This window comes from Acinetobacter sp. UNC436CL71CviS28, from assembly GCF_000620525.1.
GTDB lineage: Bacteria > Pseudomonadota > Gammaproteobacteria > Pseudomonadales > Moraxellaceae > Acinetobacter > Acinetobacter radioresistens.
The window spans coordinates 99,408-125,566 of record NZ_JIBB01000004.1 but is presented as its reverse complement, the minus strand read 5'-3'; the positions used below and the strand labels follow the sequence as shown (position 1 = coordinate 125,566).

Genomic DNA, 26,159 nt, shown 5'->3' with positions numbered 1-26,159 from the left:
TTTAAGCATCTGGATCTGGGAAAAGTGGCCGTGTACCCGGACTAATCCGGTTAATGTGCAGGAACATCATATGACGTTCATATTTATCCAGAATATCGTTAATCACCTGTTCGCGACTGTAACCAACCAGGTCATTTCCTTGGGAACCTTCATAGAGATAGCTTTCCAGACGGTAATAGTGGCGTTTACCACGTTTGCCACGTTCACTAAAGTTGGGTGTGATGTAGCGTATCGGCCAGATCTGATAAATAAAATTCTGTTCCTGTTCTAAATGAATAATAATATCCAGATGATAAAGCGGCAGTTCATCTTCAAGCAGTTTTTGTTCTACACTGGCTTCAACACCCCGTTTCATCAGTTCATCTGCTACAGCCTGCATGGCGGGCAAACAGACCTCATCCAGCATACGCTTGGTTTCGGTAGTTCCCGGATGGTGCATAACCCGGTTCAGACGTTTTTTCCAGTTAAAAATATCGACATTGCCCACCACAGGAGCGGCGTTCATACTGGTACTGGCTTGCCGGAAATCTTCCAGACGTAATGATTTATATAAACCGGCCATAACCAGAAAAATTACAAAGCTAAAGGGCAGTCCCATAATAATAGTGGCATTTTGTAGGGCTGTAATACCGTTTGCCATCAGCATTGCCAGCGTAAGCAGGCCAATCGCAACTGACCAGAAAATGCTGAGCCAGCGGGGTGAATCATGGTCAATGTGGGTAAATTTCGTTGTAAAGTTCCCCAGCACCAGCGCCCCTGAATCGGCTGAAGTCACATAGAACAGGAGACCAGTAATAGTGGCCACTGAAGCAATAAATGGAAAGCCCGGATACTGGGCCAGCAGATCATAAAAACCATGGGCCGGGTTGGCAATTACTGTCTCGGCAAGCTGAATATTGCCTTCAAAAATTACACTATGAAGGGCGCTGTTACCAAAGATGGATAGCCATGTCATGGTAAACAGCAAAGGAATGATCAGGGTGCCACAGACGAATTCACGGATGGTGCGCCCTCGGGAAATACGTGCCAGAAATAGACCCACAAAAGGAGACCATGCCACCCACCAGGCCCAGAAAAACAGTGTCCAGCTCTGCATCCACTCTGTTGGCTGTTCAAAGGCAAAACTCTCTAAAGTAAGTTTTGGAAACTGGCTAAGATAATCGCCGAAATTTTGAATCAGGGCATTCAGCAGGAACTGCGTATTACCCAACAGCAATATAAAAATAAGCAATCCCACTGACACATAAATATTGACTTCGGAAAGTATCCGCAAACCTTTATTTACACCAGACGTGACCGAGATAATACAGATAATTACAGCCACTAAAATTAGCAGAGTTTGGACCCATAAATTCTCTGGCAGGCCAAGAAGTACGTGTAAGCCATAGTTAAGCTGTACAACACCAATACCACAAGTGGTAGCTATACCAAAAATTGTTCCCAGTACCGCAGCCGTATCGACCGTATGACCCAAGGCGCCATTAATTCTTTTACCAAAGATGGGATAAAGCGCAGAACGAATGGTTAAAGGCAAGTTATAGCGATAGCTGAAATACGCCAGTGACATACCGATCAGGGCATACATACACCAGCCAGTCAAGCCATAGTGAAACATGGTCCAGACCATACTCTGCCGCGCAGCTGCATAAGTTTCGCCCGTACCTACTGGCGGATTAATATAGTGTGACAGTGGTTCAGCCACCGAAAAAAACATCAGATCGATACCGATTCCGGCGGAGAACAGCATTGCTGACCAGCTGAGCAGACTAAATTCCGGCTTTGAATGCTTGGGTCCAAGTTTAATATTGCCATAACGTGAACAGGCAATAAAAATAACAAAGACCATATACAGGGTAGCTGCGAGGAGGTAATACCAGCTAAATGTACTGGATACCCAGTTTAGTACAGCTGTAATGACATAATTTGCCTGTTCATTAAATAAGATAGTAATAGTAGAGAACAGTAGAATGAGTGAAGCAGAAACGTAAAAGACCACCTTATTCAGGCTGTCCCTCGGCTGCTCGACTGTTTTATTCGCCATAAATCTCGAGATTCCAAAGAATATGTAAATTTCGGATTTACAGTACACTTTATTCTTTTTTAAACAGTTTTTTTAAGTAAATAGCTTGGTTTTAAAGCTACAACGGGTCCAAAAATAAAGTGTGCTGTACATCTTTGCTATAAAACTATAGTTTTTTTTAATTGAACGTTCAATAAAAATAAAGATAAAATATGTAGCAGTTCACATTTGTTCTGTATTTTGGAAGATAAGACCGATGCCTAAAGTTGGAATGCAACCGATTCGTCGCCAACAACTGATTGATGCCACACTGGAAGCTATTAACGAGTTAGGCCTTGCTGAGGCTTCAATCTCCCAGATTGCCAAAAGAGCAGGTGTATCGACCGGTATTATCAGTCATTACTTTAAAGACAAGCATGGTCTTATTTTTGCCACCATGCAGTATTTGCTGGCGCAGTTGGAAACTGCAGTGGCACAGGCATTAAGCCAGACAGAAGCTTCTCCCAAAGCCCGGCTCATGGCCATCGTGCGGGGCAATTTTTCGCCCTCACAGATAAATCAGGCTGCCATGAAAACTTGGCTAGCTTTTTGGTCGGTTAGCTTATATCAACCGGATTTACATGAATTACAGCAAGTCAATGAGCAATGGCTGTATTCCAGCCTTAAACACGAATTTTGCAAGTGTCTGGATGAAAAACAGGCCGAAGATGCAGCTCTTGGACTTGCTGCACTGATCGATGGTTTTTGGTTACGCGGCGCATTAAGCCAAACACCGCTCATGATCGATGAAACCATCCGGATCTGTGAGCAATACATCGATCACAAGCTTGCATATTAAAAATCACAACAAAAGGAGATTTCTCATGTCGAAGTTCAATCTGCAACGTCCCTACATCCACGGACAATTTACAGACAGTTCTTCTCCTGATGTTTTTAAGACCATTAACCCGGCCAATGGTGAAGTTCTGGCAGAGGTTCAAGTCTGTACCAAAGATGATATTGACCGGGCAGTTATGTCTGCACAAAAGGGTCAGAAAATCTGGGCAGCTATGAGCTTGATTGAACGTTCACGTATTTTGGCAAGAGCAGTCAGCATCTTACGTGAACGTAATGATGAGCTTGCAGTGCTTGAGAGCCTCGACAGTGGCAAGGCATATAGTGAAACTTCAACGGTCGATATCGTGACTGGAGCTGATGTACTTGAATATTATGCTGGAATTTTACCGATGCTTGAAGGGCAGCAGATTCCATTGCGTGAGGGTTCATTTGCCTACACCCGCCGTGAACCATTAGGGGTGGTAGCAGGGATTGGGGCTTGGAATTATCCAATTCAGATTGCCTTATGGAAATCTGCCCCAGCTTTAGCTGCCGGAAATGCAATGGTATTTAAGGCCAGTGAAACTACACCACTGACGACCCTGAAACTGGCTGAAATTTATACTGAGGCTGGCGTGCCAGCCGGTGTCTTTAATGTTGTAACTGGTGCGGGAGAAATCGGGCAGTATCTGACGGAACATCCTGATATTCAGAAAATCTCGTTTACCGGTGGGGTAGAAACCGGCAAGAAAGTTATGGCATCAGCAGCAGGTTCTTCTTTAAAAGATGTAACGATGGAACTGGGTGGGAAATCACCTCTGATTATTTGTGAAAATGCCGATCTGAATCTGGCTGCCGATATCGCGATGATGGCAAACTTTTTCAGTTCAGGTCAGGTGTGTACTAACGGTACTCGGGTATTTATTCCTAAAAAGTTACAGTCAGCTTTTGAAACAAAGCTTCTGGAGCGGATTCCATATATCCGGATAGGAGATCCCTTGAAACCTGATACCAATTTTGGTCCGCTTGCCAGTTTTCCTCATATGCAGAAAGTCTTGGACTTTATTGAGCGCGGTAAGCAGCAGGGTGCACGTGTATTAACTGGGGGGCATCGGCTTACTGCAAATGAACTGGCCAAAGGTGCTTTCGTTGCACCCACTATTTTTACTGACTGTCATGACGAGATGGAGGTTGTGCAGCAGGAAATTTTCGGGCCGGTCATGAGTATCTTGAATTATGAGAATGAAGAAGAAGTCATTCAGCGCGCTAACGATACCCATTACGGACTTGCCGCGGGAGTAGTAAGTTCAGATCTGGCACAGGCACATCGAATGATTCATCAACTTGAAGCCGGAATCTGCTGGATCAATACGTGGGGAGAATCGCCTGCACAAATGCCTGTTGGAGGATACAAACAGTCTGGTGTAGGCCGTGAGAATGGTATCCAGACCCTGCAAAATTATACCCAGCTCAAATCGGTACAGGTAGAACTGCAACCATTTCAGTCTATTTTCAAAGCCTGATCAGGAGAGGATACTGTGCAGAAAAAATATGACTACATCATTATCGGTGCCGGCTCCGCAGGTAACGTACTGGCAGCACGCTTAACTGAAGATGCGCAGACCAGTGTTCTTTTGCTAGAGGCAGGTGGACCGGATCACCGTCTGGATTTTCGTACCCAGATGCCGGCTGCTCTGGCTTATCCTTTGCAGGGTCGTCGTTACAACTGGGCTTATCAGACTGACCCTGAGCCTCATATGAATAACCGCCGTATGGAATGTGGCCGCGGTAAAGGTCTAGGTGGCTCTTCACTTATTAATGGCATGTGTTATATCCGGGGTAATGCCATGGATCTGGAACAGTGGGCCAGCTTTAAAGGTTTAGAAGACTGGAGCTATGCAGACTGTCTGCCCTACTATAAAAAAGCAGAGACACGGGATATTGGTGGCAATGATTATCATGGAGATTCAGGTCCCGTTTCTGTAGCTACCCCTAAACAGGGCAATAATGAGTTATTCCATGCTATGGTTGAGGCAGGGGTACAGGCTGGTTATCCACGTACTGATGATTTGAACGGCTACCAGCAGGAAGGTTTTGGTCCTATGGATCGTACTGTAACACCGCAAGGCCGACGTTCCAGTACAGCGCGTGGCTACCTGGATATGGCGAAGGGCCGTCCGAACCTCACGGTCCTGACTCATGCCACGACTAACAAAATTTTATTTCAGGGCAAACGTGCTATTGGCGTTGAATATATTCAAGGTGCAAATACTGCTCAACTACATCAGGTATATGCTAGAAATGAAGTGTTACTGTGTGCAGGAGCTATTGCTTCACCGCAAATCTTACAGCGCTCAGGTATCGGACAAAGTACTTTTTTGAAGTCAATGGATATACCGGTAGTACATGACTTGCCTGGGGTGGGCGAGAACTTGCAGGACCATCTGGAAATGTACCTGCAATACAGATGCAAAAAACCGGTCTCACTTTATCCTGCGTTAAAGTGGCATAATCAGCCGACAATTGGTGTCGAGTGGCTGTTTTTAGGAAAAGGTATTGGAGCCAGCAATCAGTTTGAAGCAGGTGGTTTCATTCGCAGTTCAGATGAATTTACATGGCCCAATATCCAGTATCATTTCTTGCCGGTTGCCATTAACTATAATGGTTCTAATCCGGTGAAAGAACATGGCTTTCAGGCCCATGTTGGTTCTATGCGTTCACCTTCACGGGGCCGGATCAAGCTTAAATCCAGAGACCCATTTGAGCATCCGAGTATCCTGTTCAATTACATGAGTACTGAGCAGGACTGGCGAGAATTTCGTGATGCAATCCGTATCACCCGAGAAATTATGCATCAGCCCGCATTAGATGCATATCGTGGGGAGGAGATTAGCCCGGGTAAAAACTTACAATCTGATGCTGAACTGGATGAATTTGTGCGTAATCATGCAGAAACAGCTTATCATCCCTCCTGTAGCTGTAAAATGGGTGAAGATGATATGGCTGTAGTTGATGGTCAGGGCCGTGTTCACGGCATAAATGGTTTAAGAGTAGTTGATGCGTCTATCATGCCCGTAATTATGACTGGGAATCTGAATGCAACCACCATCATGATTGCAGAAAAACTGGCTGACCGGATTCGTAACCGGCCCTCTTTACCCAAATCACAAGCCCCATTTTATCGGGCAAGTTAAACAAAAGCCGGCATCTGCCGGCCTTTCTATTCAGGCAGATGTACTCATTAAAAGCCTTAAAGCTTCTATTAATATGTTTCTAAATAACTTATTTTATTGTTACAGGTGATTTGCCGCTTTGAACATGTTTTTTCAGTGAAAAGCGATATAATAATGTCCCTTAAATATCCCAGTTATAGATGAGACAAAGAGACAATGTCACCATTAGATCAAGTCGTTCCTGCTACAGATGATCAATCTGAACTTACAATGTCTGTCCTGATGACGCCTGATATGGCTAACTTTTCGGGTAATGTCCACGGAGGAACGATTCTGAAGCTACTGGATCAGGTGGCATATGCTTGTGCCAGCCGCTATTCAGGAAGTTATGTGGTGACGCTGTCTGTAGATAAGGTAAATTTTAAAGAACCCATTCATGTTGGTGAGCTAGTGACTTTTCTGGCCAGCGTAAACCATGTAGGCCGTACTTCAATGGAAATTGGCATACGGGTAGAAGCACAGAATATTCAAAAGCGTACAGTGCGCCATACCAATAGCTGTTATTTTACTATGGTTGCCGTAGATGAGCAGGGTAAACCACGTCAGGTTCCACCACTGAATTTGAACAATGACTGGAAACGTTGCCGCTTTGAAGCTGCTGAACAGCGTAAGGTGCTACGCCTGCAAGAGCATCATCATCCTTCTTGCAGTATTTATAAAAAGACAACATCCCCAAGTTAAGCCAATATATTTACCAGATGATCGCTCCGGTGATCATTTTTTATATCTCTTATTTAAACTTAAATAAATATATTTCAATCATAATGTACTAAAAAGCAAAAGGCCAAGCCGCAGCAAGGCTTGACCTATTTCTTTAAAACTTTTATACAGCTTTAAAAAAATGATGTCACTAAAACATAAAATTACTGTGGCTGAGCAACAGAATCTTTAGCTTCTTCAGCAGCACTTTCAGATGCAGGCTGAGCAGTTGTAGGTTGAGCAGCTGCACTTTCTGTACCAGCAGCAGTTGGTTGTTCCTGAGTTGAAACAACCACTTTTTCTTCAGTAGCTGACTGATCTTTAGCAGTTGCAGCAAAGCTGGTAGCAGCAGTTAGAGCAAGAGTAGTAGCAAGTAATGTTTTAACAAGTTTCATATTGGCATCCTTCTATTTGTAAACAATAAAGAACCCAGTACATATCCCTCAACAGTGTATATGTTCAGGACTTCTGGGTTGGATGTCATGCTATGTTCCCTTTTCTGAGCCTGCAATAATTCATACAAAGCGTAACTTTACGGTTACAATCAAAACACAATTAAGGATTTAATGTAAGTTTAATGTAAAAAATTAAATGATAAATCATACTAAAATGTATAAAATCATGTAAATTAGATTAATATTTGATCAATAAATTAACCTAAATACACAATAGAGGTGATATATTTTTATAGCAATGATTGGTTATTTCTTATATTTTTTATAAATCAATAAAATTTAACAATCATAGAAATTAAATTTATTAAACAATTCAATAATTTGCTTAATTTAAGGTTCTTTCTTTATTTTTCTAAAAATTATTATAAAAATCCAGTAAAAATCTTATATCTTGAGAAAATAAACTATATTTAAATTAAATTGATTAAAAATTGATCTTAAATGTAAGCAAATAAAAATTATTATGTTCATCATTTATATTTAATATGAGCCTAAAACTCTTAAAATCACATAAATCTGGTCAACAAAACACAGCTATAGAATGGTTCAGAATTTTAAAACAGTAGTACGGTGTTTTTGAAAATTATTTTTCCATCTGTATATAGTAAAGAAAAATAAATTTGAAAGAGGATTATTTGAATAGATACATGGCGGAGAGCAGTTAAAAAGTAAAAACTTAAATTAAAAAGATTTCGCAAGCTTTATAAGAGTAAGATTAAGCCTGAATAATTTGTTTATGTTCAGATTTCAATGCAAGTCCAAGTAAAAACTGAACCTATGGTATGAATAGGTCACCAGTATAAAATTGAGATCCCTTGTCTACTATTTTCATTAAGCAGAGTAATTTTCGTGAAGTTGATTCAGACACCAGCCGCAATACCAACCCACATTATTTCCGGTTTTCTAGGTGCAGGAAAAACCACACTGTTACAACATCTGTTGAGGCAGAAACCAAAGCATGAAACCTGGGCTATTTTAATGAACGAATTTGGTCAGATCGGAGTTGACCAACAACTGTTACCTCAGCAGCAGGGGTACGCAATAAAGGAGCTGCTGGGAGGGTGTTTATGCTGTAGCAGCCAGCTTCCTATGCAGATTGCTCTTTCAAGACTGTTATCTGAAACCAAGCCAGACCGGCTATTTATTGAACCTACTGGGCTTGGACATCCGGCCCAGTTACTCGAACAGCTTACTGAGCCTCATTGGCAACAGACGCTTACCGTTCGTGCTCTGGTGACAGTGCTGGATGGTTCACGTTTACACGAACAGGAGTGGGTAAGCCAAAACCTTTATCAGGATCAGCTTAAAGCCGCACAAATCATAGTGGTTTCACATGGTGATCTGATGAGTTTTGCTGATGGGGAGGCTTTAGAACAGCTCAAAAAGGAATATGCGGCCTATGGCCAAGACTGGATAATGGCCGAACAGGGGCAGCTTGATCTGGCAGAAATTGATTTGCTGTATCAGGGTATACAGCGCAAGTTACAGCCTTTGCTTAAAGTACAGCGTTTACAAACAGCACTGCTGAGTGAAGAACCAATTAAAAAGTTACCTTATCATTATGTAGAAACTGCACAAGGTTATAGTGTAGCGGGCTGGCAATTACCTAAGCGCTGGCAATTTGATTTTTATGCTTTGCTGGATCTGTTTTGTACAACCGAAAACTGGCTGAGAATCAAAGGGATCTTTAATACTGATCAGGGCTGGATCTATTTTAACTTCAATCCGCAACAGCTGAATTACAAGTCAGGTGAAGAAGGGATAGATAACCGGATAGAGATAATTACAGATGAAAATCGTAATTGGGAAAATTTTGAGATGAGCCTTTTGGCTGCACAGTTAAATATAGCCGAGGAAAATAGCCAGATTTAAAATTTTCCTTGAGATGGCCATTACTTAAAATAAATAGACCTATTTTTTTGCTATGCTTGGCGCCATTTATACTTTTATGATGAAGATACCGTTATGGCGTTAAAAGCAACAATATATAAGGCAGACCTGAATATTGCCAATATGGATACACACCAGTACAGTGACCATCAACTGACTCTGGCTTTGCATCCATCTGAAACCATTGAACGCTTGATGGTACGTATTGCTGCTTTTGCTCGGTTTGCTGATGAGCAGCTTGAGTTTACCAAAGACCTGTTTGAGACCAATGAGCCAGCCTTGTGGCAAAAGGACTTAACGGGGCAATTGGAAAAATGGATTGAGGTAGGCTGTCCGGATGAAGATAAAGTTAAAAAAGCCAGTTCACGCTGCAAGCAGGTCGCCATTATAGCCTATGGCAGCCAGGTGTCGGACTGGTGGAAAAAGAACAGCAAGATAAAAACTTTGGATAATGTCGAAGTATGGCAGATTTCTGAGGCTTCTACTGAGGCGTTACAAGCCTTGTGTGAACGAACCATGCAACTACAGCTCAATGTAATGGATGGTGAATGGACCTTAATTGGTAACCATGCACAAGCTGTAATTGAGTGGCAACAACTCAAGTAATAGAAGTGTTTTATTCATGATGGAAATTTATTAAAAAGGCTTGCCTCATTCAGGACCTGTTGTTTAGATCATGTTTAATATAAAAGCAAGATTCTTCGCGCTATGGACAGTGAACTCTATTATTTGTTATGTGCCGCAGCAATAGGCGCAGTCATCGGGCTGGAACGGGAATATAAAAATAAGACCGCCGGCCTACGTACTATGATTATGGTCAGTATGGCTTCCTGCCTGTTTACCATATTGTCTCGGCAAATTGGGGAGGTTAGTGATGACCGTATTGCTGCAAATATTTTGACTGGACTGGGTTTTCTCTGTGCTGGCGTTATTTTTAAAGATGAAAACCGTATTTCGGGTATTACTACCGCGACCACTATCTGGATGGTCGCGGCTTTAGGCATGGCAATTGGCGCAGGCTATATTGCTTTAGGCCTGTATGGCACCATACTGGTACTGGTGATCTTAAGCCTGTTAACCTACCTTGAAAAACTGGTAGAAGAATTCAATTTAATCCGTGACTATAAAATGATTTGTCATTATGAGCAGGGATTATCACATTATTATGAGCAGCTCTTTAAGCAGTATGGCTTGAAGGCCAAGCATGTATTGCAGGTTCTAAAGTCCGATGAAATTATTTTGCACTGGAATATAAGTGGTAAACGCCAGCGACATAATTTATTGGTTGAAGAACTGAGTCAGGACCCGCGGATTAAACGTTTAAGTTTCTAGATAAAATTCTAGCCTTTCAAAATATTCTGAATTCCAACTTGTCTTCAAAAAGCATGAACTCGGAAAAAGACTGACCAAGTTTCAGTTATAATAAATGCAATATGACGATTTAGAGTGTATTAAATGTCCAATGAACTGGAAATTATAGATTTGAAAGTGGGCTCTGGTAAGGAAGCAGTAAAAGGCGCACTGATTACCACCCATTATACTGGCTGGCTGGAAGACGGAACAAAATTTGACTCATCGATTGATCGTGGTAATTACTTTGAATGTGTGATTGGTACGGGCCGAGTCATTAAAGGCTGGGATCAAGGTATTATGGGTATGAAGGTAGGTGGAAAACGTAAATTGCTGGTTCCCGCACATTTAGCCTATGGAGAGCGAAAAATGGGCAAAATTATTCCGGCTAATTCGAACCTGATATTCGAAATTGAATTATTTGATGTGAAAACCCGTGATGAATAACTGCGGTCTTTAAGAGCTTTTAAAAAGCCCGGTAGCGGGCTTTTTATTTGGTTGTGCTTAAACAGATGATTTGCGGATTTTACCGTGTTAAATAAAAATAGTCCTTTTCCTATAGGAAAAATACCATGACCCCCTTAGAAATCTTTGCTGTTCTGATGAGTGTGATAGGAGTAGCTCTTACCATTCAGCGAAATATACTCTGTTGGGGCTTTAATATTGTGGCATGTGCCTTATATGCTTACTTGTTTTTTGAATTTAAGCTGTACGGAGAAACCCTTTTACAGGGAATATTTATAATTATGAATTTTTATGGTTTGTACCATTGGTGGACAGATCATCAGCAGAGTCATGAAATCAAGATCATTTCTATTGCCAGGCAGCTGGTAATATTACAGCTTTTACTCTCAGCAGTTTTAGGGCTGCTACTCGGACTGATTTTAAAATACTGGACAGATGCTGCTGTTCCATTGCTAGATGCGCAGCTGGCTGCTTTTAGTTTGCTTGCTACATACTGGACCAGTCGTAGATATATTGCTACCTGGATGCTCTGGGTATGGATTGATATTATTTATGTTGGAATGTTTATCTATAAAGATTTGCTGCTGACAGCAGGTTTATATGCAGGATTTGTCGGGCTGGCTTTATTTGGCTGGTGGCAATGGAAACAGATTGAACAAAAACAGCTACAAGCCAGCTAAGTACTGTTTGACTGTTAAACTCTTGTCTAGCTGCTAATCTTTTCCAGCTGAAAATCTGGATAAGCTGCATAGGGCTGGCCGGATTTAGTATCTATAATTTCGGTATAATCTGCCCCCAATACCAGAATATTACGGTCTTTTACTTCATTTAGCTGAATTTTAAGTTTATCACCATCTAAAAATTCAAAATATCCGGTGTAGACCTCGGCAGCACTTTGAGTGCTATAGCTGGTGCGCACCAGTTTAAAACTCATATCAGGATGCAGTTCAAGGTCTACGCCCATACTGTCACAGCCTTCACAACGTGAAATACAAGTAGCGCAGGGGATTATTCCTTCATATTTCCCCACCCAGGCTTGCAGTTTGGGATCGCTTGTCTGGCCTTGGTCGGTTTTAACCGCAGAGGTCTTCTGTTCAGGTTCAGTCGTCTGGTTGGAACAGCCAAAAGAAATACTTGCTGCAACAAAAGAGGTCAGAAGTGCTTTTTTCATGACTTACCGGAAAGAAGTATTAAATTGTTATAATGTTACATAACTTCTTTTTAAACTTCACCTGTTAAATCATTTTAACAGCACAATTATGCAGTCTAGCTTAAAGAAGGTTTATATAATGAGTACCAGACTCATTTAATGTCGTAAGTAGAAGTAATATGCTAATTGATTTTATTCAAACTCAGGAACAGCAATTTTTTCGGGTTGCAGAGAAAATCATGAATGAGCCTGAGCGTTATCTGCAATTTGATTCAATTTCTGATTTTTACAAGGCAGTATGGCTAGCAGAGTTTCCTAAAGGTACGGTCTGGTTTGCAAGCGGGCTTGACGATGGAGCCGAAGAATTTTATGCCATAATTGAATATCGGCAATATACTTTAAATATGACCTGTACCGGGCAAAATACGGTATGTTCTGGCATCAGTCGGAAAGATCAGTATTATTAAAGTCAATGACAGATCTGAAGAATCAGGATTTAATCGAACTATTATAATGTTTTAACCCTGTTTAATAATCAAAAGGGTTTAACAGCGCAATTTGAATGGATCACTTTGCGACAGAGTCTACAATAAAAAAGAAAGGATTAAATTATGGCACATCGTTTTACTGTTTATGCCACTATTCCAGGTGTTTCTCTGAGTGATTTTAAACGGCTGAGTGCCGATACTTCACTGCATGAAAAAGTCTGTAGACGTATTCCGGGGGATAAGCTGGAAATTCTGGAATCCAGGATTGATCAGGGGATTTATACACTCAAACGTGCTTATAATCTGGATGTCAATATTCCAGACATTGCCAAAAAATTATTAAAAGATGCTTTTCGTCTGAGACGTACAGATATTACCAATCTTGAAGCACTAACCTCGACAGTGGCACTTGGCGCCAACCTGCCACTGGAGGCAAGTTGTGACCGTAGTGTAACTGGTGATGACCAGCAGATTCGTATAAAACTGGACTGGCAGGTCAAAGTAAAAGTGCCATTAATCGGTGGAATGCTGGAGAAACATGCTGAAGGTGAAATCCGCAAGTTTAGCGATATCGAAATAGAAATTGTAGAAGATGAGCTCAGAAAGAACTTGCAGGCCTAGGGGTGCTTGTCCCTCATTCATTTAACTTAAAAAGAATGAGGGACAACAGACTTATTCAAATTTTGATTTGTAAATTATGGCAGTAAAAAATGCCACCAGACATACCACCCAAATATAGTACATTGCACCAATTTTACTGTAGAGGCTCAGCCACTGTACCAGTGGCAGGGTCAGGCCACCTGCAATTGCATAAGCGACATTATAAGAAAATGAAATTCCCGAAAAACGAATCTGGGCAGGGAACATTCTGACCATGCTGTAAGACACCATACCGACCGTACCTGAGAACAGCCCGAGCAGCATATACAATATAAAAATGGTTGACTGTGACACATGACCCAGACTGGTATAAAAAATTCCTGCAATCGCAGCGACGCAGAATGAACCGATCAGAATAACTTTCCCGGCACCAAAACGGTCAGCCAAAAGTCCCGCCAGAATACAGCCTGCCATCTGCATAACAATAGCAGCACTTTGCATGGTAAAGGCATCTGAGCGTTCAATACCGAAAGCGCCGGTAAGCAAGTTAGGCATTGCTAAAATCAGTACCACTACACAACCAGTTAAAAACCAGGTAAACATCATGCCAATAACAACTGCTGTCTTGTGGCGAGCGAGTACCTGCTTGACCGGTAACTCTTTAGACAGTTCTTTACGTGCCTGCATGGCTTTAAAAATGGGTGTCTCTTTCAAGTAAGATCGCAGATATAAAGCAACCAGTCCAAATACACCACCAATAATAAATGGAATGCGCCATGCCCAGTCATGAATCTGCGTTTCACTAAATTTAAGGGAAATAAATAGTGACATCAGGGCACCAAGTAGAATTCCCAGTGAAAGTCCGGCGGTTAACAGGCCATTAGCAAAGCCAATCTTTTTCTCGGGCACATGTTCTGATACAAAAGTCCAGGCAGCCGGTATTTCTCCACCAATTGCAATACCTTGTACTACCCGCATTAGAAGTAATAATAAAGGGGCAGCATAGCCAATACTTTCAAAAGTAGGCATCAGGCCAATGACTAAAGTTGGCAATGCCATCAGTAAGATAGATAAACTAAAGAGACGTTTGCGTCCTATCAGATCGCCAAAATGAGCCATAACCACGCCCCCCAAGGGCCTGAAAAAATAACCGGCTGCAAAAATTCCATAAGTATTCAGCATAGCCCAAAAAGGACTCAGGCCACTTGGAAAGAATAGCTCTGAAATAATTTTGGCGTAAAAAACATAAATGACAAAATCATAAAATTCGAGTGCGCCCCCCAAGGATGATAATCCAAGGGTACGTTTATCCTGCGCACTTAAACCTGAATGTGCTTCCATGCATTGAATTCCATAAAAATATATTAAATTTAACTGATTGTAATAAAATGTTAATTAGATGATTAATCAATCTTTTTTAAAGCATTGTTAACAATATTTTATATGCCAGCTCCATGGGCCAAGAGTAATTTTAGTTTACTTTTCTATTAAGTCGAACACTGTGAGCATAGCATCTTTATTTTTAACTTTAGCCTGCTAACAAAGATTATTAAAATATTCTTTAAGCCAGCTTCTGGGTAAAATAAATAAAGATAATACTGTGCCTGAACAGGAGGGGCTTAGTTTAAAGCCCGTACCGCATCATTTAAGGCCTCTAAAACGGCTTCTTTATTAATTTCCCCAATACTGACAATTCCAATCGCCATATGCCGCTCTGGAATTGGCATGAACAGGCCTACGGCTCCAGATTGCAGCCGACCTTCAGAATAACCATAACCAAGCTGGCGGGCTAGCTTGATTTCTTCTTTCTCCTCCGGTTGAGGCGGATAGGTTGTAGCAATTGCAATACCAGCTGCAGCTGTACCAATCGGATGCCGTGAACCCAGCTGATAATTGATACGTAAATAAGAAGAACCAGTCGATGCGGTTTTAACTACTACACAGTCTGATCCTTCTGCAATTACTAGCGATGCACTGGCTTGAGTCCGATTAGACAGACTATTCAGAATCTGCTGGCTATTAGATGGAATCGTCATTTCATAGCAGTGATATAAATCCTGAATCTTGCTGCTGAGCTCCAGCCCCAGATTTTCATTGGTTTTAATATAACCTAAATGAGTTAAGGTCCGGGTAATACGGTAGGCAATAGTCCGGTTAATCTCTAATAGTTCAGCCAGCTGTGCTACGGTCAACTGGCCTTGATGTCTGGCAATCAGTTCTAATGCATGAATGCCCCGTTCCAGCGTCTGTAAGGTCTCCAATTCTTTTTCTACTCCGCTTGGTCAACCCGGATTTGGGTCTGTCTTAAATAGTAAACAATTGCAAAAAGACATTTTAGCCAATTGACAACATGTCTGCTCATTATTTATTCTTTTACTATATTAGAACATAATGTACGATAATAGAACAGGAAGTTCAAGATGAACGTAAAAGTACCTATGCATGGGCAATGCCCTTTTCATGCCGAGTTACAACAGAAGGGTAAAAACTTTGATATGTTTGCAGCGCCATATCAGCAAGATCCTGCATTGGCTCTGAAGGAGTTTTGTGCACAGCTCCCGATTTTTTTCTCTGAAGCGATGGGTTACTGGATTGTGACCCGTTATGAAGATGTCAAAGCAATTTTTCGTGATTCTATTACCTTTTCTGCCTGTAATGCACTCGAGAAACTGACACCCTCTTGCCCTGAAGCATTAAAAATTCTCGAAAAATATAATTATGGTATGAATCGTACACTGGTAAATGAAGATGAACCGGTACACATGGAACGGCGTCGTGCGTTAATGGATGCTTTTACACCACAGAATCTTGAAGAGCACCAACATTTCGTTAGAGAACTGGTCAGGAAAAAAGTCGACGGATTTATTTATAAGGGGCGGGCAGATCTGGTACAGGAAATGCTCTGGGAAATACCTTTAATGGTAGCGTTACACTTTTTGGGCGTACCTGAAGATGACATGCAGGAACTACGTAAATTTGCAGTTGCTCATACCGTTAATACCTGGGGAAGACCAACATTAGAACAGCAGTTGGAGGTTGCCGAAGGAGTAGGACAATTCTGGGAGTACTCTGGCCGTGTGCTGGAGAAAATGAAAAATAATCCAGAAGGTAAAGGCTGGATGTATGACATGATTGCTAAAAATCGTGTAATGCCAGAGGTAGTGACAGACAATTATCTGCATTCAATGATGATGGCTATTATGGTTGCCGCCCATGAAACTACCGCACTAGCCTCTGCCAATGCATTAAAACTACTTTTAGCTGACCGGAAAGTGTGGAAAAAAATCTGTGATAACCCGCAGCTGATTCCGGGTGCAGTCGAGGAGTGTTTACGGCATTCAGGTTCTGTAGTGGCCTGGCGCAGACAGGTCACTACCGAGAGTGAAGTCAGTGGAGTCAAGTTTAAGAAAGGCGATAAATTGTTTTTGGTGTCGGCTTCTGCTAACCATGATGAACTGCATTTTGAAAATGCCGATGAGCTGGATATTTATCGTGATAATGCTATTGAGCATCTGACATTCGGTTATGGTGCACACCAGTGTATGGGTAAGAATATCGGCCGTATGGAAATGTGTATTTTCATTGAAGAACTGTCACGCCGTATACCAGACCTGAAACTCTGCGAGCAGGAATTTACCTATCTGGCCAATACCTCGTTCAGAGGACCAGAGGCCTTGTGGACTGAGTGGCAAGCCCAGCCAGAACAAACTGCCAGACAAATTACCAGTTTTCCTATTGGAGCGCCTGATCTTAAAGCGATGACCCGTCCGGTACGTGTTCAGGCAGTTTATCCTGAAGCAGAAGATATTATACGTATTGAACTGGCTGCTATACACGGTGAAGAATTACCACGCTGGAGTGCCGGTTCACATATTGAACTGGTATTGCCTAATGGCCTGAGCCGTAAGTACTCTCTATGCGGTTTAGCGACTGATCAATTTTATACGATTGCTGTAAAGAGAGAGCCGGTAAGCCGGGGTGGTTCACAATGGATTCATCAGTATTTAAAAGCAGGGGAACAGATCTACATTAAGGGACCCAAAAACTTTTTTAAATTAAATTTACAGGCGAGCCAGTATGTGCTGATCGCAGGGGGGATAGGTATTACTCCTATTCTGAGCATGGCTAATAGCTTACGTGAACAGGGGCGCCCTTACTGGCTAATTTATCTTTCACGCCAGCGGGCTAGTATGGCATTACTTAAGGAAGTTGCTGCGCATGGTAGTGCTGCCGAACTCTATATTTCTTCTGAAGGTAAACGGATAGACCTGCAACAGCTCTTGTCAGCGCTGCCTGCCGGTACACAGGTTTGTGCCTGTGGTCCGGAAGCATTACTTGATACCTTGACCAACTATATCGAAGACTTGTCACAGGTTCAGCTCACGGTCGAGCATTTTGGTTCAGGGAAGAACCTCTTTTTATATGAAAATGATACCGACTTTGAAGTTGAACTACTGGATAGCGGTTTAACACTGACAGTAGCCCGGGACCAGACCTTATTGGACTGTTTGCTGGACAAAGGAATTGATGTCAGCTTTGACTGTACCGAGGGTTTGTGTGGAAGCTGCCAGCTTCCGGTTGAAGAAGGTGAAATTGATCATCGCGATAAGGTGTTGACCCGAGCCGAGCGTGACGGAATGAAATCGGTAATCAGTTGCTGTTCACGAGGAAAAGGAAAACTCAAACTCAAGCTTTAAATGGTAATAACAACAAATTCAGGGAAAATGATAAAAGGAAAACTAAAATGGATCAGATTAAATCTGTAGCGCTGACGGATGTCAATGCTATACCTCAACAGGTTCATACACAGGCTGACAAAAAAGTTGCCTATGCCACTATTATTGGAACCACAATCGAGTGGTATGACTATTTTATTTATGCAGCAGTGGCAGGCCTGGTCTTTAACCAGCTATTCTTTGCACCTGCCGGACCAGTGGTTGCCAATTTGCTGGTATTTGCCTCTATTGGAATCAGCTTTTTATTTCGTCCTTTAGGTGCATTTATTGCCGGCCACTATGGGGATAAACTCGGGCGTCGTGCCATGCTGGTAATTACCCTTATATTGATGGGTGGTGCTACGGCATTAATTGGTCTGCTTCCTACCTATGCCTCAATCGGTATTGCAGCTCCTATTATCCTGATCATCTTGCGGATTCTACAAGGAATTTCAGCTGGTGGAGAATGGGGCGGAGCGGTATTGATGGCTGTTGAGCATGCACCAGAAAATAAGCGCGGGCGTTTTGGTTCATTTCCGCAGCTAGGTATTCCATTCGGGCTATTGCTGGCTTCTCTGGTATTAGTGATTATGACAGCTTGGTTCTCACCAGGGGATGCCTTTGTTGAGTGGGGCTGGCGCATTCCATTTCTGCTTAGCTTGTTGCTACTGCTGATTGGCCACTGGATACGTCGTTCTATTGGCGAAAGTCCAGTATTTGAAGAAATCAAGCAACGTAAGTCTGCCAATCCACATCCGATTAAAACCCTGTTTAAGCATCATAAGCTTTCAGTACTGCTTGCGGCACTACTATGTGCTGGAACAACCGCACTGGGTTACATGACGACTGGGGGCTTCATCCAGAATTATACAACGAACCCGGCCGGACCGATTGCACTGGAACGCTCGACTATTTTAACGCTCGTAACGTTATCTGCGATTGTGTGGGCTGCATTTACTTGGATTTCTGCCAGCCTGTCTGACCGATTTGGGCGTAAGAAAATGTATATTCTAGGGGCATTACTACAGCTGGGTGCGGCTTTTGTAGTATTCCCTCTGGTCGATACAGCAACCTACTCTGGTATTGCTATTGCCCTGTTTTTGCTGTCAATGGGTGTTGGCTTTACCCATGGTATCAATGCAATTGTTTATACCGAATTATTCCCTGCCTCGATTCGTTTTTCGGGAATCTCAATTACTTATGCACTTGGTTCTATCATCGGCGGCGCATTCGCACCCCTGATTGCAGCCTGGCTCATCAGTGTTTCAAATTCGACCACATTGGTAACTGTTTACTTAATGATGATGGCGAGTTTTGCCCTTATAGCCATCTGTTTACTCAAGGACCGTACCGGCATGCCACTAGGTGCAGATCATGAGACAGAACAGAATCAGTCGCCATTTATCTGGCATAAATAATAGCAAGCTATCTAGCCTCCTATGGGAGGCTTTTTATATTTTATTGATCTAAATCATAAATTTTTGTACTAGATGTCTACTCTATGCCTGGTCAATTTTACTGTCTGATAAACCGGATTGTTCAGTTCTAAAAATGCCATATTATTTTTGGAAATTAAAATGAGGGGGTCAGTTCAATATAAAATTAACGGGAGAATGAGCAAGGAATCTGAATCTTAGCTATGTTTTATGGGAAATCATGTGACCTGAAAGACTTATTTATTTATATCGGTCATCGAATGATACTTATAATATTTGCTCCTTTATATAAATGAAAAATCAACCAATAAAAACAGATTGTGATTATTTAAATTTAAAAAAATATTATATTAATTTTTTGATAAATATATATTTTTATAGATTTTAGTAGTAGGCCTGATTGACTTTTAAAATGCTTGATTTTTACTCTAAAACTTAGCATACTAAAAATTATATTTTACGGTAAAAGTAATTTAATTATGTTTATCGTAATTTATTGGGCTCTTGAAGATGCTATAAATCTCATAAAAATGCTATAGAAAGAAAAAGCAGAAACTATTAGAAGAAATAGAAGAAAGCACGCAGTTTGAGCAATGCTGCGTTAAAAAACATGACAAGGAGTTCAAATATGCATTTTCCCGAAACGCAGCCAAGAAATTCACTCTATTATCCTTATCAGGTTTATCCCTACTTTCATAGTCCGCAAAAGACTGTTGCCCAAACAGGTACAGTAACTATTGTAGGAGCAGGACCAATTGGTATGGCAACAGCATTACTGCTAGCCAGATAAGGTATACAGGTCGTTCTACTGTCTGCTGAACAGCAGTTATCTGAAGGTAGCCGGGCACTGGTATACACCAGGCGCTCTATGGAAATCTTACAGTCTGCTGGCGCTGCCCAACGTATCATGCAAAAAGCCCTACCGTGGACACATGGCAACTCTATTTATAAAGGACAGGTGGTTTTTCGAATGGCTTCACCATCTGGCTCACATGATCAGTTCGCACCATTAAATAATCTGCAGCAGAACTGGTTGGAAAGTTACTTGCTTGAGACCATACATGAGCAGGATAATATTGAGATTCGCTGGGGTAATAAGGTCATTGCACATGAACAGAATGATGAAACAGTCACTTTAACCATCCATACTCCAGAAGGTGAATATCAGCATGAAAGTAGCTGGGTGGTTGCAGCAGATGGAGGACGCTCTGCATTACGCGAACAGATGAAGCTGCGGATGCAAGGCGCCAGCTATGAAGGCCGCTTTGTTATTGCGGATATTCGTATCAAGCTGGACTATCCGACCGAACGTTTGGCCTTTTTCTCACCGGACTGGAACCCGGGCAATACCATTCTCATGCACCGCGAACCAGATCATATCTGGCGTTTTGACTATCAGCTTGATCCAAGTATCAGTCCGGAAGAAGCACTCAAACCGGAAAATCTGAGCAAGGCTGTCAATGACCAGCTTAAAATGATTGGACAGGAACATTTACAGTGGGAAATGGACTGGAGTACCGTCTATTCGGCACGTGCGTTAACACTCGATAATTATGTACATAACCGCATTATATTTGTTGGTGATGCTGCACATCTGTTACCAATTTTTGGCGTGCGTGGTGCCAATACCGGCTTTCAGGATGCCAAAGATCTGTCATGGAAACTGGCCGGTGTAATTCAAGGCTGGGCATCCCGCGAGCTTTTAGAAAGTTATACCTTCGACCGGGTTGGAGCAGTGCGGGAGATTATTGCTGAGGCCGGGAAATCTACCCGCTTTATGGCACCACCCACCCAAGGCTACCGCTTGCTACGTAACGCAGTACTGTCTTTATCGCTAGAACACGAATTTGTACGTCCACTCTATCATTGGCGTACATCACGGCCACATGCCTATAGCTATTCACCTTTGAACAGTCAAAATGATGACAATGCCAGCATGAAGGAAATGACTGAAAATGGTGCCTTGATTCCTAATGTTAAAACTGTAGATGGTTCATTTTTGTATGACCGGATCGATGGTAAGTTCAACGTTCTGGTTTTCACAGAGCAGGGCGAACTTCCTGCCGGTCTTTATACTGAAATTAAAGCATTACAAGCCTGTGCTATTCCTGTGCAGATTATTGCACTTGCGCTGGATGGCCAGACAGTACATAACGCAGAGATGACTTTAAAGATCACTGCAGAACTTGCAGCAGAACATTTTTTTGCACAAAGTGGTTCAATTTACCTGATACGTCCTGATCATCATATTCATGGCCGCTGGCTGCATTATAGGAACTCTGCCATTACCCAAACTTTTGAGCAGTTTTGTCAGCTAACAAAAGGAGTAGCAGCATGAGTAATATTCGGATTGAAGATCTGGAACAGGTATATGACCATCTGGCAGAAAGTATTGATCATCTGGATGCAGAAAAACGTGAGCTGTTTCTGGTCAAGCTGGCTTTACTCAGTGCAAACCAGATTCAAGACAGCACTATATTTTTAAGACTGATTAACCAGGCGAAAGTATTTGAAGATTAATATCTGACTCTATAAGTATTTTAAAATACGGAAAGAAAAAATGAAAAGTACTTGTATTTCGTATTGAAAATATCTTTAATTTTTAATGATATAACTCGGCTGGTAAAGTTTAAAGCAAGCTAGTACAAGAAAAGAGTTTAAAATAAGAATCCCCTCAATAGAGGGGATTTTTTAAACCGGATATTTATTTAGACAATTGAATCATCCAGATTTGGTGCTAGCCAGCGTTTGGCCTCATCCAGCGTCCAGCCTTTACGTTTTGCATAATCTTCTAACTGATCCAGAGAAATCTTGCCAACATTGAAATACTGAGATTCGGGATGAGTATAATAGAAGCCGCTCACCGATGAAGGGGGCCACATTGCAAAGCTGGAAGTGAGCTGTGTACCAATCTTGTCAGTAGAACCCAGCCAGTCGAATAGAACCGCTTTTTCAGAATGCTCAGGACAGGCCGGGTAACCCGGTGCCGGACGAATACCGATATATTTCTCTTTAATCAGTTCCTCATTGCTTAGCTGTTCACTGGCCTGATAGCCCCAGAACTCTTTACGGATACGTTCATGCAGGTGCTCGGCAAAAGCTTCGGCAAAACGGTCACCCAAAGACTGAACCAGAATAGCACTATAGTCATCACCTTTAGCTTTGTATTCATTGGCAAGTTCTTCAGCACCAAAAATTGAAACTGTAAAACCCCCCAGATAGTCCTGAGTCTGGTTCTCTTCGGTGACAATAAAATCTGCCAGAGATAAATTTGGCTTACCGGTAACTTTGTCTGACTGCTGGCGTAAATGCTCAAAATGATGTGTCGCAGTACCTTGTTCATCGTATACCGTGACAGTATCGGCAGCCGTACGTTTAGCAGGGTATAAACCAAATACGGCCCGGGCATCAAAACGTTTATTCTCAATAATATCTTTGAGCATAATCTGTGCCTGCTGATACAAATCAGTTGCTGCTTCACCGACTACTTCATCTTCCAGAATTTTCGGGAATTTGCCTGCCAGGCTCCATGAAATAAAGAATGGAGTCCAGTCGAAATACTCAACCAGTGTTTCTAGCGGATACTGGGTAATGGTTTGAACACCGATAAAATTTGGCTGTGGTGGTACGTAGTCTGGAGCGATCTTGAAACCGTGCTTAACCGACTCGGCATAAGACAGTTTAGCTGCTTTTGGCTGCTTGTTCGCCAGGCGCTCGCGTACCTTAACATATTCATCACGGTGACCCTGTACAAAAGCAGGCTTCATTTCCGGCGAGAGCAGGGAGGTGGCGACCCCTACCGCACGTGATGCATCGGCAACATAAATGACGGCATCATTTGAATATTGCGGATCAATTTTTACAGCAGTATGGGCTTTTGATGTAGTTGCCCCGCCAATCATTAAAGGAATTTTAAAGCCTTTACGCTGCATCTCTTTAGCTACAAAGACCATTTCATCCAGACTTGGCGTAATCAGGCCGGACAGCCCGATAATATCAACTTTTTCATCAATTGCAGTTTGCAGAATTTTCTCTGCCGGCACCATTACGCCTAAATCTACAATGTCATAACCGTTACAGCCAAGTACTACACCGACAATATTCTTGCCAATATCATGTACGTCACCTTTGACTGTTGCCATCAGGATTTTCCCTTTGGCTTCACCAGCAGTTTTTTCAGCTTCAATATACGGGTTAAGCCAGGCTACAGCCTGTTTCATAACCCGAGCCGATTTTACAACCTGTGGCAAGAACATCTTGCCTGAACCAAACAGGTCGCCTACGACATTCATTCCGGCCATAAGCGGGCCTTCAATAACATCCAGCGGACGGGCAGATTTTAGCCGTGCTTCTTCGGTATCTTCATTAATAAAGGCAGTAATACCTTTAACTAGTGCATACTCAAGACGCTTTTCTACCGGTTCATTGCGCCATTCCAGATTTTCAGCTTCACGTTGGGTTCCGCCCTGACCACGATATTTCTCAGCAATACTCAGTAACTTTTCAGTGGCTTCCTGTCCGCTTTCTCCCTGATTGCGGTTCATCACTACGTCTTCAACCGCGTCTTTTAGCTCAGCCGGAATGTCATCATAAATTGCCAGCTGTCCGGCATTTACAATTCCCATGGTCAAGCCCTGCTTGATGGCGTAATAAAGAAAAACTGCATGGATTGCTTCACGTACCGGCTCATTACCGCGGAACGAGAAAGAAACGTTAGAAATACCGCCCGAGATCATGGCATTTGGCAGGTTCTGCTTGATCCACCCTGTTGCTTCAATAAAGTCCACACCATAGTTGTTGTGTTCTTCAATACCTGTCGCTACCGCAAAGACATTCGGGTCAAAAATAATATCTTCAGAAGGAAAGCCAACTTCATTGACCAGCACATCATAAGATCGTTTACAGATTTCTTTCTTGCGCTCAACCGTATCGGCCTGACCTTTTTCATCAAAAGCCATAACAATGACAGCCGCGCCATACTGACGGCATAAACGTGCTTTCTCTACAAACTCATCATAACCTTCTTTCAGCGAGATTGAGTTTACTACGGCTTTGCCTTGTACACATTTCAGTCCTGCCTCGATAATTTCCCATTTTGATGAGTCAATCATGATCGGTACACGGGAAATATCAGGCTCAGAAGCAATCAGGTTCAGGAATGTCACCATCGCATTTTGCGAATCAAGCATCCCTTCGTCCATATTGATATCGATAATCTGGGCACCGCCTTCGACCTGTTGACGGGCAACATCCAATGCTTCTGCATAATTCTCTTCACGGATCAGACGTGCAAATTTCTTTGAACCGGTTACGTTGGTTCGTTCACCTACGTTTACAAATAGTGATTCATCGTAAATATTAAATGGCTCCAGACCACTCAGTCGGCAGGCTGGTTTAATCTGGGGTATCTGGCGGGGAGCAATATCTTTTACAGCATTATAAATGGCTCGTATATGGTCCGGAGTCGTACCACAGCAGCCACCGGTAATATTGATTAAGCCACTTTCTGCAAACTCTTTCAGAAATGCAGCAGTTTCTTCCGGTGTTTCATCATAACCGCCAAAAGCATTGGGCAAACCGGCATTCGGATGGGCAGAAACAAATACATCAGCAACATCAGCCACTGTTTTAACATGTGGGCGCATGGCATCTGCACCCAAGGCACAGTTAAATCCGATTGAAAGCAGATCGCCGTGGCGCACCGAATTCCAGAAGGCTTCAGCAGTTTGTCCGGTCAGCGTACGTCCAGAAGCATCGGTGATCGTGCCGGAAATCATTAATGGTAATTCATAACCTAATTCTTTAAAGACTTCCTTTACCGCAAAAATAGCTGCCTTACAGTTCAGGGTATCGAACACGGTTTCAATCAGAATAATATCTGCACCGCCTTCAATGAGGGCATGAGTCGCCTCTATATAATTTTCTTTTAGGGCATCAAAAGTAATATTACGAAACGCCGGGTTATTAACATCCGGTGATATAGAACAAGTACGTGAAGTAGGGCCAAGTACACCGGCCACAAAGCGCGGTTTATCAGGGGTTGAATATTTTTCACAAGCTGCTTTGGCCAGCCGTGCAGCTTCACGATTAATTTCTGGTACCAGATCTTCCATATGGTAGTCTGACATGGAAACGCGGGTACCATTAAAACTGTTGGTCTCGATAATATCTGCACCAGCATCCAGGTAAGCTTCATGTATGCCCTGAATAATTTGTGGCTGAGTCAATACCAGCAGGTCGTTATTACCCTTCAGGTCATGGGCCCAGTCTGCAAAACGTTCACCACGATAATCTGCTTCCTCAAGCCTATGACGCTGGATCATGGTTCCCATCGCACCGTCAATAATCAGGATGCGTTTGGCAAGAAGCTCTTTTAGGGTGGCAAGCGTAGACATGAAGAGACCCCCAATGCGGATAACTGTAAAATGGGCGCTATTGTAACAGATTCAACTTATATAGTTATGCCTTTGCATGTTAAGCATTTCCTATAAGGATTGTGGCTATTCCTGATATAGCCGGCTACTTTTACCTGATTGGTCCTATATTTTTTTCATGAAATTGCAATATCTTTGCAGCATAGTTATTAACTGAACATGAAACAGACAATTGGTGACTTATAGCTGTAATAATTCAATGAAAGTAATTTATTAGCCCGTAGCTTGTTCTTTTTTATTATTTTAAATATAAGTTATTGAATTTATAAATATAAAAAATAGTAGGAATAGAATAAGAACAAAGATATGGGTTCTAAGGATGACCTGAATAAGCTCAATTAGATGAAAATTGGCTTTATATGACACCCTTTTGTCATATAATTGTCACAATTTAAATAAAGAATAAGG

Annotated in this window: 22 protein-coding genes; 16 read left to right on the top strand and 6 right to left on the bottom strand. The window is 42.2% G+C overall.

Annotation, left to right across the window (positions count from 1 at the left end; all coding sequences use genetic code 11):
• Position 1: 1 nt before the first annotated feature.
• Positions 2-2,041 (bottom strand): choline transporter, encoded by a 2,040-nt coding sequence (locus N518_RS0103430; protein ID WP_026443985.1) that lies wholly within the window; start codon positions 2,039-2,041, stop codon positions 2-4.
• Between the two features lie 235 nt (positions 2,042-2,276).
• On the opposite strand from N518_RS0103430, the gene betI reads away from it, so the two are divergent.
• The 4 genes from betI to N518_RS0103410 all read left to right on the top strand — a co-directional run bounded on the left by betI (position 2,277) and on the right by N518_RS0103410 (position 6,750).
• Positions 2,277-2,858, top strand: a complete 582-nt coding sequence (betI, locus tag N518_RS0103425) for a transcriptional regulator BetI (RefSeq protein ID WP_017400803.1) — start codon at positions 2,277-2,279, stop codon at positions 2,856-2,858.
• Between the two features lie 25 nt (positions 2,859-2,883).
• Complete coding sequence (gene betB / locus N518_RS17080; RefSeq protein ID WP_026443984.1) at positions 2,884-4,359, top strand: betaine-aldehyde dehydrogenase; 1,476 nt, start codon at positions 2,884-2,886, stop codon at positions 4,357-4,359.
• A 15-nt stretch (positions 4,360-4,374) separates the two neighbouring features.
• The gene (gene betA, locus N518_RS17075) at positions 4,375-6,030 is read left to right on the top strand and encodes a choline dehydrogenase (RefSeq protein WP_026443983.1); all 1,656 of its coding nucleotides are present in this window, start codon (positions 4,375-4,377) and stop codon (positions 6,028-6,030) included.
• Between the two features lie 195 nt (positions 6,031-6,225).
• On the top strand, positions 6,226-6,750 hold the full coding sequence (locus tag N518_RS0103410) for an acyl-CoA thioesterase (protein ID WP_005018999.1): 525 nt from the start codon (positions 6,226-6,228) through the stop codon (positions 6,748-6,750).
• 182 nt (positions 6,751-6,932) lie between these two features.
• Here the strand turns inward: N518_RS0103410 and N518_RS0103405 are convergent, their stop codons facing one another.
• Positions 6,933-7,163 (bottom strand): hypothetical protein, encoded by a 231-nt coding sequence (locus N518_RS0103405; protein ID WP_005019002.1) that lies wholly within the window; start codon positions 7,161-7,163, stop codon positions 6,933-6,935.
• A gap of 909 nt (positions 7,164-8,072) precedes the next feature.
• Here N518_RS0103405 and N518_RS0103400 point away from each other — a divergent pair.
• From N518_RS0103400 to pnuC, 5 genes are all read left to right on the top strand, one after another.
• A complete protein-coding gene (locus N518_RS0103400; protein ID WP_026443982.1) occupies positions 8,073-9,095 on the top strand; it encodes a CobW family GTP-binding protein in 1,023 nt (340 codons plus the stop codon).
• Positions 9,096-9,188: 93 nt separating this feature from the next.
• Positions 9,189-9,719 (top strand): YaeQ family protein, encoded by a 531-nt coding sequence (locus tag N518_RS0103395; protein ID WP_005019006.1) that lies wholly within the window; start codon positions 9,189-9,191, stop codon positions 9,717-9,719.
• Between the two features lie 102 nt (positions 9,720-9,821).
• On the top strand, positions 9,822-10,445 hold the full coding sequence (locus N518_RS0103390) for an MgtC/SapB family protein (RefSeq protein ID WP_005019007.1): 624 nt from the start codon (positions 9,822-9,824) through the stop codon (positions 10,443-10,445).
• 123 nt (positions 10,446-10,568) lie between these two features.
• Entirely contained in the window at positions 10,569-10,910 is a 342-nt protein-coding gene (locus tag N518_RS0103385; protein WP_005019015.1) for an FKBP-type peptidyl-prolyl cis-trans isomerase, read from the top strand.
• Between the two features lie 125 nt (positions 10,911-11,035).
• Complete coding sequence (gene pnuC, locus N518_RS0103380) at positions 11,036-11,608, top strand: nicotinamide riboside transporter PnuC (protein WP_026443981.1); 573 nt, start codon at positions 11,036-11,038, stop codon at positions 11,606-11,608.
• 26 nt (positions 11,609-11,634) lie between these two features.
• On the opposite strand, the gene N518_RS0103375 is transcribed toward pnuC, so the two are convergent.
• Positions 11,635-12,099, bottom strand: a complete 465-nt coding sequence (locus N518_RS0103375) for a copper resistance protein NlpE N-terminal domain-containing protein (RefSeq protein WP_026443980.1) — start codon at positions 12,097-12,099, stop codon at positions 11,635-11,637.
• A 158-nt stretch (positions 12,100-12,257) separates the two neighbouring features.
• On the opposite strand from N518_RS0103375, the gene N518_RS0103370 reads away from it, so the two are divergent.
• Together N518_RS0103370 and N518_RS0103365 are read left to right on the top strand one after the other, a co-directional pair.
• On the top strand, positions 12,258-12,545 hold the full coding sequence (locus N518_RS0103370; protein WP_005027344.1) for a hypothetical protein: 288 nt from the start codon (positions 12,258-12,260) through the stop codon (positions 12,543-12,545).
• 144 nt (positions 12,546-12,689) lie between these two features.
• Entirely contained in the window at positions 12,690-13,187 is a 498-nt protein-coding gene (locus tag N518_RS0103365) for a DUF2505 family protein (protein WP_026443979.1), read from the top strand.
• A gap of 51 nt (positions 13,188-13,238) precedes the next feature.
• Here the strand turns inward: N518_RS0103365 and N518_RS0103360 are convergent, their stop codons facing one another.
• A complete protein-coding gene (locus N518_RS0103360) occupies positions 13,239-14,507 on the bottom strand; it encodes an MFS transporter (protein WP_026443978.1) in 1,269 nt (422 codons plus the stop codon).
• Between the two features lie 278 nt (positions 14,508-14,785).
• Entirely contained in the window at positions 14,786-15,427 is a 642-nt protein-coding gene (locus N518_RS0103355; protein WP_026443977.1) for a helix-turn-helix domain-containing protein, read from the bottom strand.
• 159 nt (positions 15,428-15,586) lie between these two features.
• Between N518_RS0103355 and N518_RS0103350 the strand changes: the two genes are divergently transcribed.
• The 5 genes from N518_RS0103350 (at position 15,587) to N518_RS0103335 (ending at position 21,837) form a co-directional block, all read left to right on the top strand.
• Positions 15,587-17,863 (top strand): cytochrome P450/oxidoreductase, encoded by a 2,277-nt coding sequence (locus tag N518_RS0103350; protein WP_026443976.1) that lies wholly within the window; start codon positions 15,587-15,589, stop codon positions 17,861-17,863.
• A 47-nt stretch (positions 17,864-17,910) separates the two neighbouring features.
• Positions 17,911-19,299, top strand: coding sequence for an MFS transporter (locus tag N518_RS0103345; RefSeq protein WP_026443975.1), 1,389 nt, complete (start codon positions 17,911-17,913; stop codon positions 19,297-19,299).
• A gap of 646 nt (positions 19,300-19,945) precedes the next feature.
• Positions 19,946-20,107 carry a hypothetical protein gene (locus N518_RS17355; protein WP_228133327.1) on the top strand — a complete coding sequence of 54 codons (162 nt, stop codon included), beginning with the start codon at positions 19,946-19,948 and terminating at the stop codon, positions 20,105-20,107.
• Positions 20,108-20,110: 3 nt separating this feature from the next.
• The gene (locus N518_RS16080; protein WP_228133328.1) at positions 20,111-21,655 is read left to right on the top strand and encodes an FAD-dependent monooxygenase; all 1,545 of its coding nucleotides are present in this window, start codon (positions 20,111-20,113) and stop codon (positions 21,653-21,655) included.
• Positions 21,652-21,837: a hypothetical protein gene (locus tag N518_RS0103335; protein ID WP_005019038.1), complete on the top strand. Its 186-nt coding sequence runs from the start codon at positions 21,652-21,654 to the stop codon at positions 21,835-21,837. The genes N518_RS16080 and N518_RS0103335 overlap by 4 nt, the downstream gene beginning before the upstream one ends.
• Before the next feature lie 188 nt (positions 21,838-22,025).
• On the opposite strand, the gene metH is transcribed toward N518_RS0103335, so the two are convergent.
• On the bottom strand, positions 22,026-25,712 hold the full coding sequence (gene metH / locus N518_RS0103330; RefSeq protein ID WP_026443974.1) for a methionine synthase: 3,687 nt from the start codon (positions 25,710-25,712) through the stop codon (positions 22,026-22,028).
• Positions 25,713-26,159: the final 447 nt, after the last annotated feature.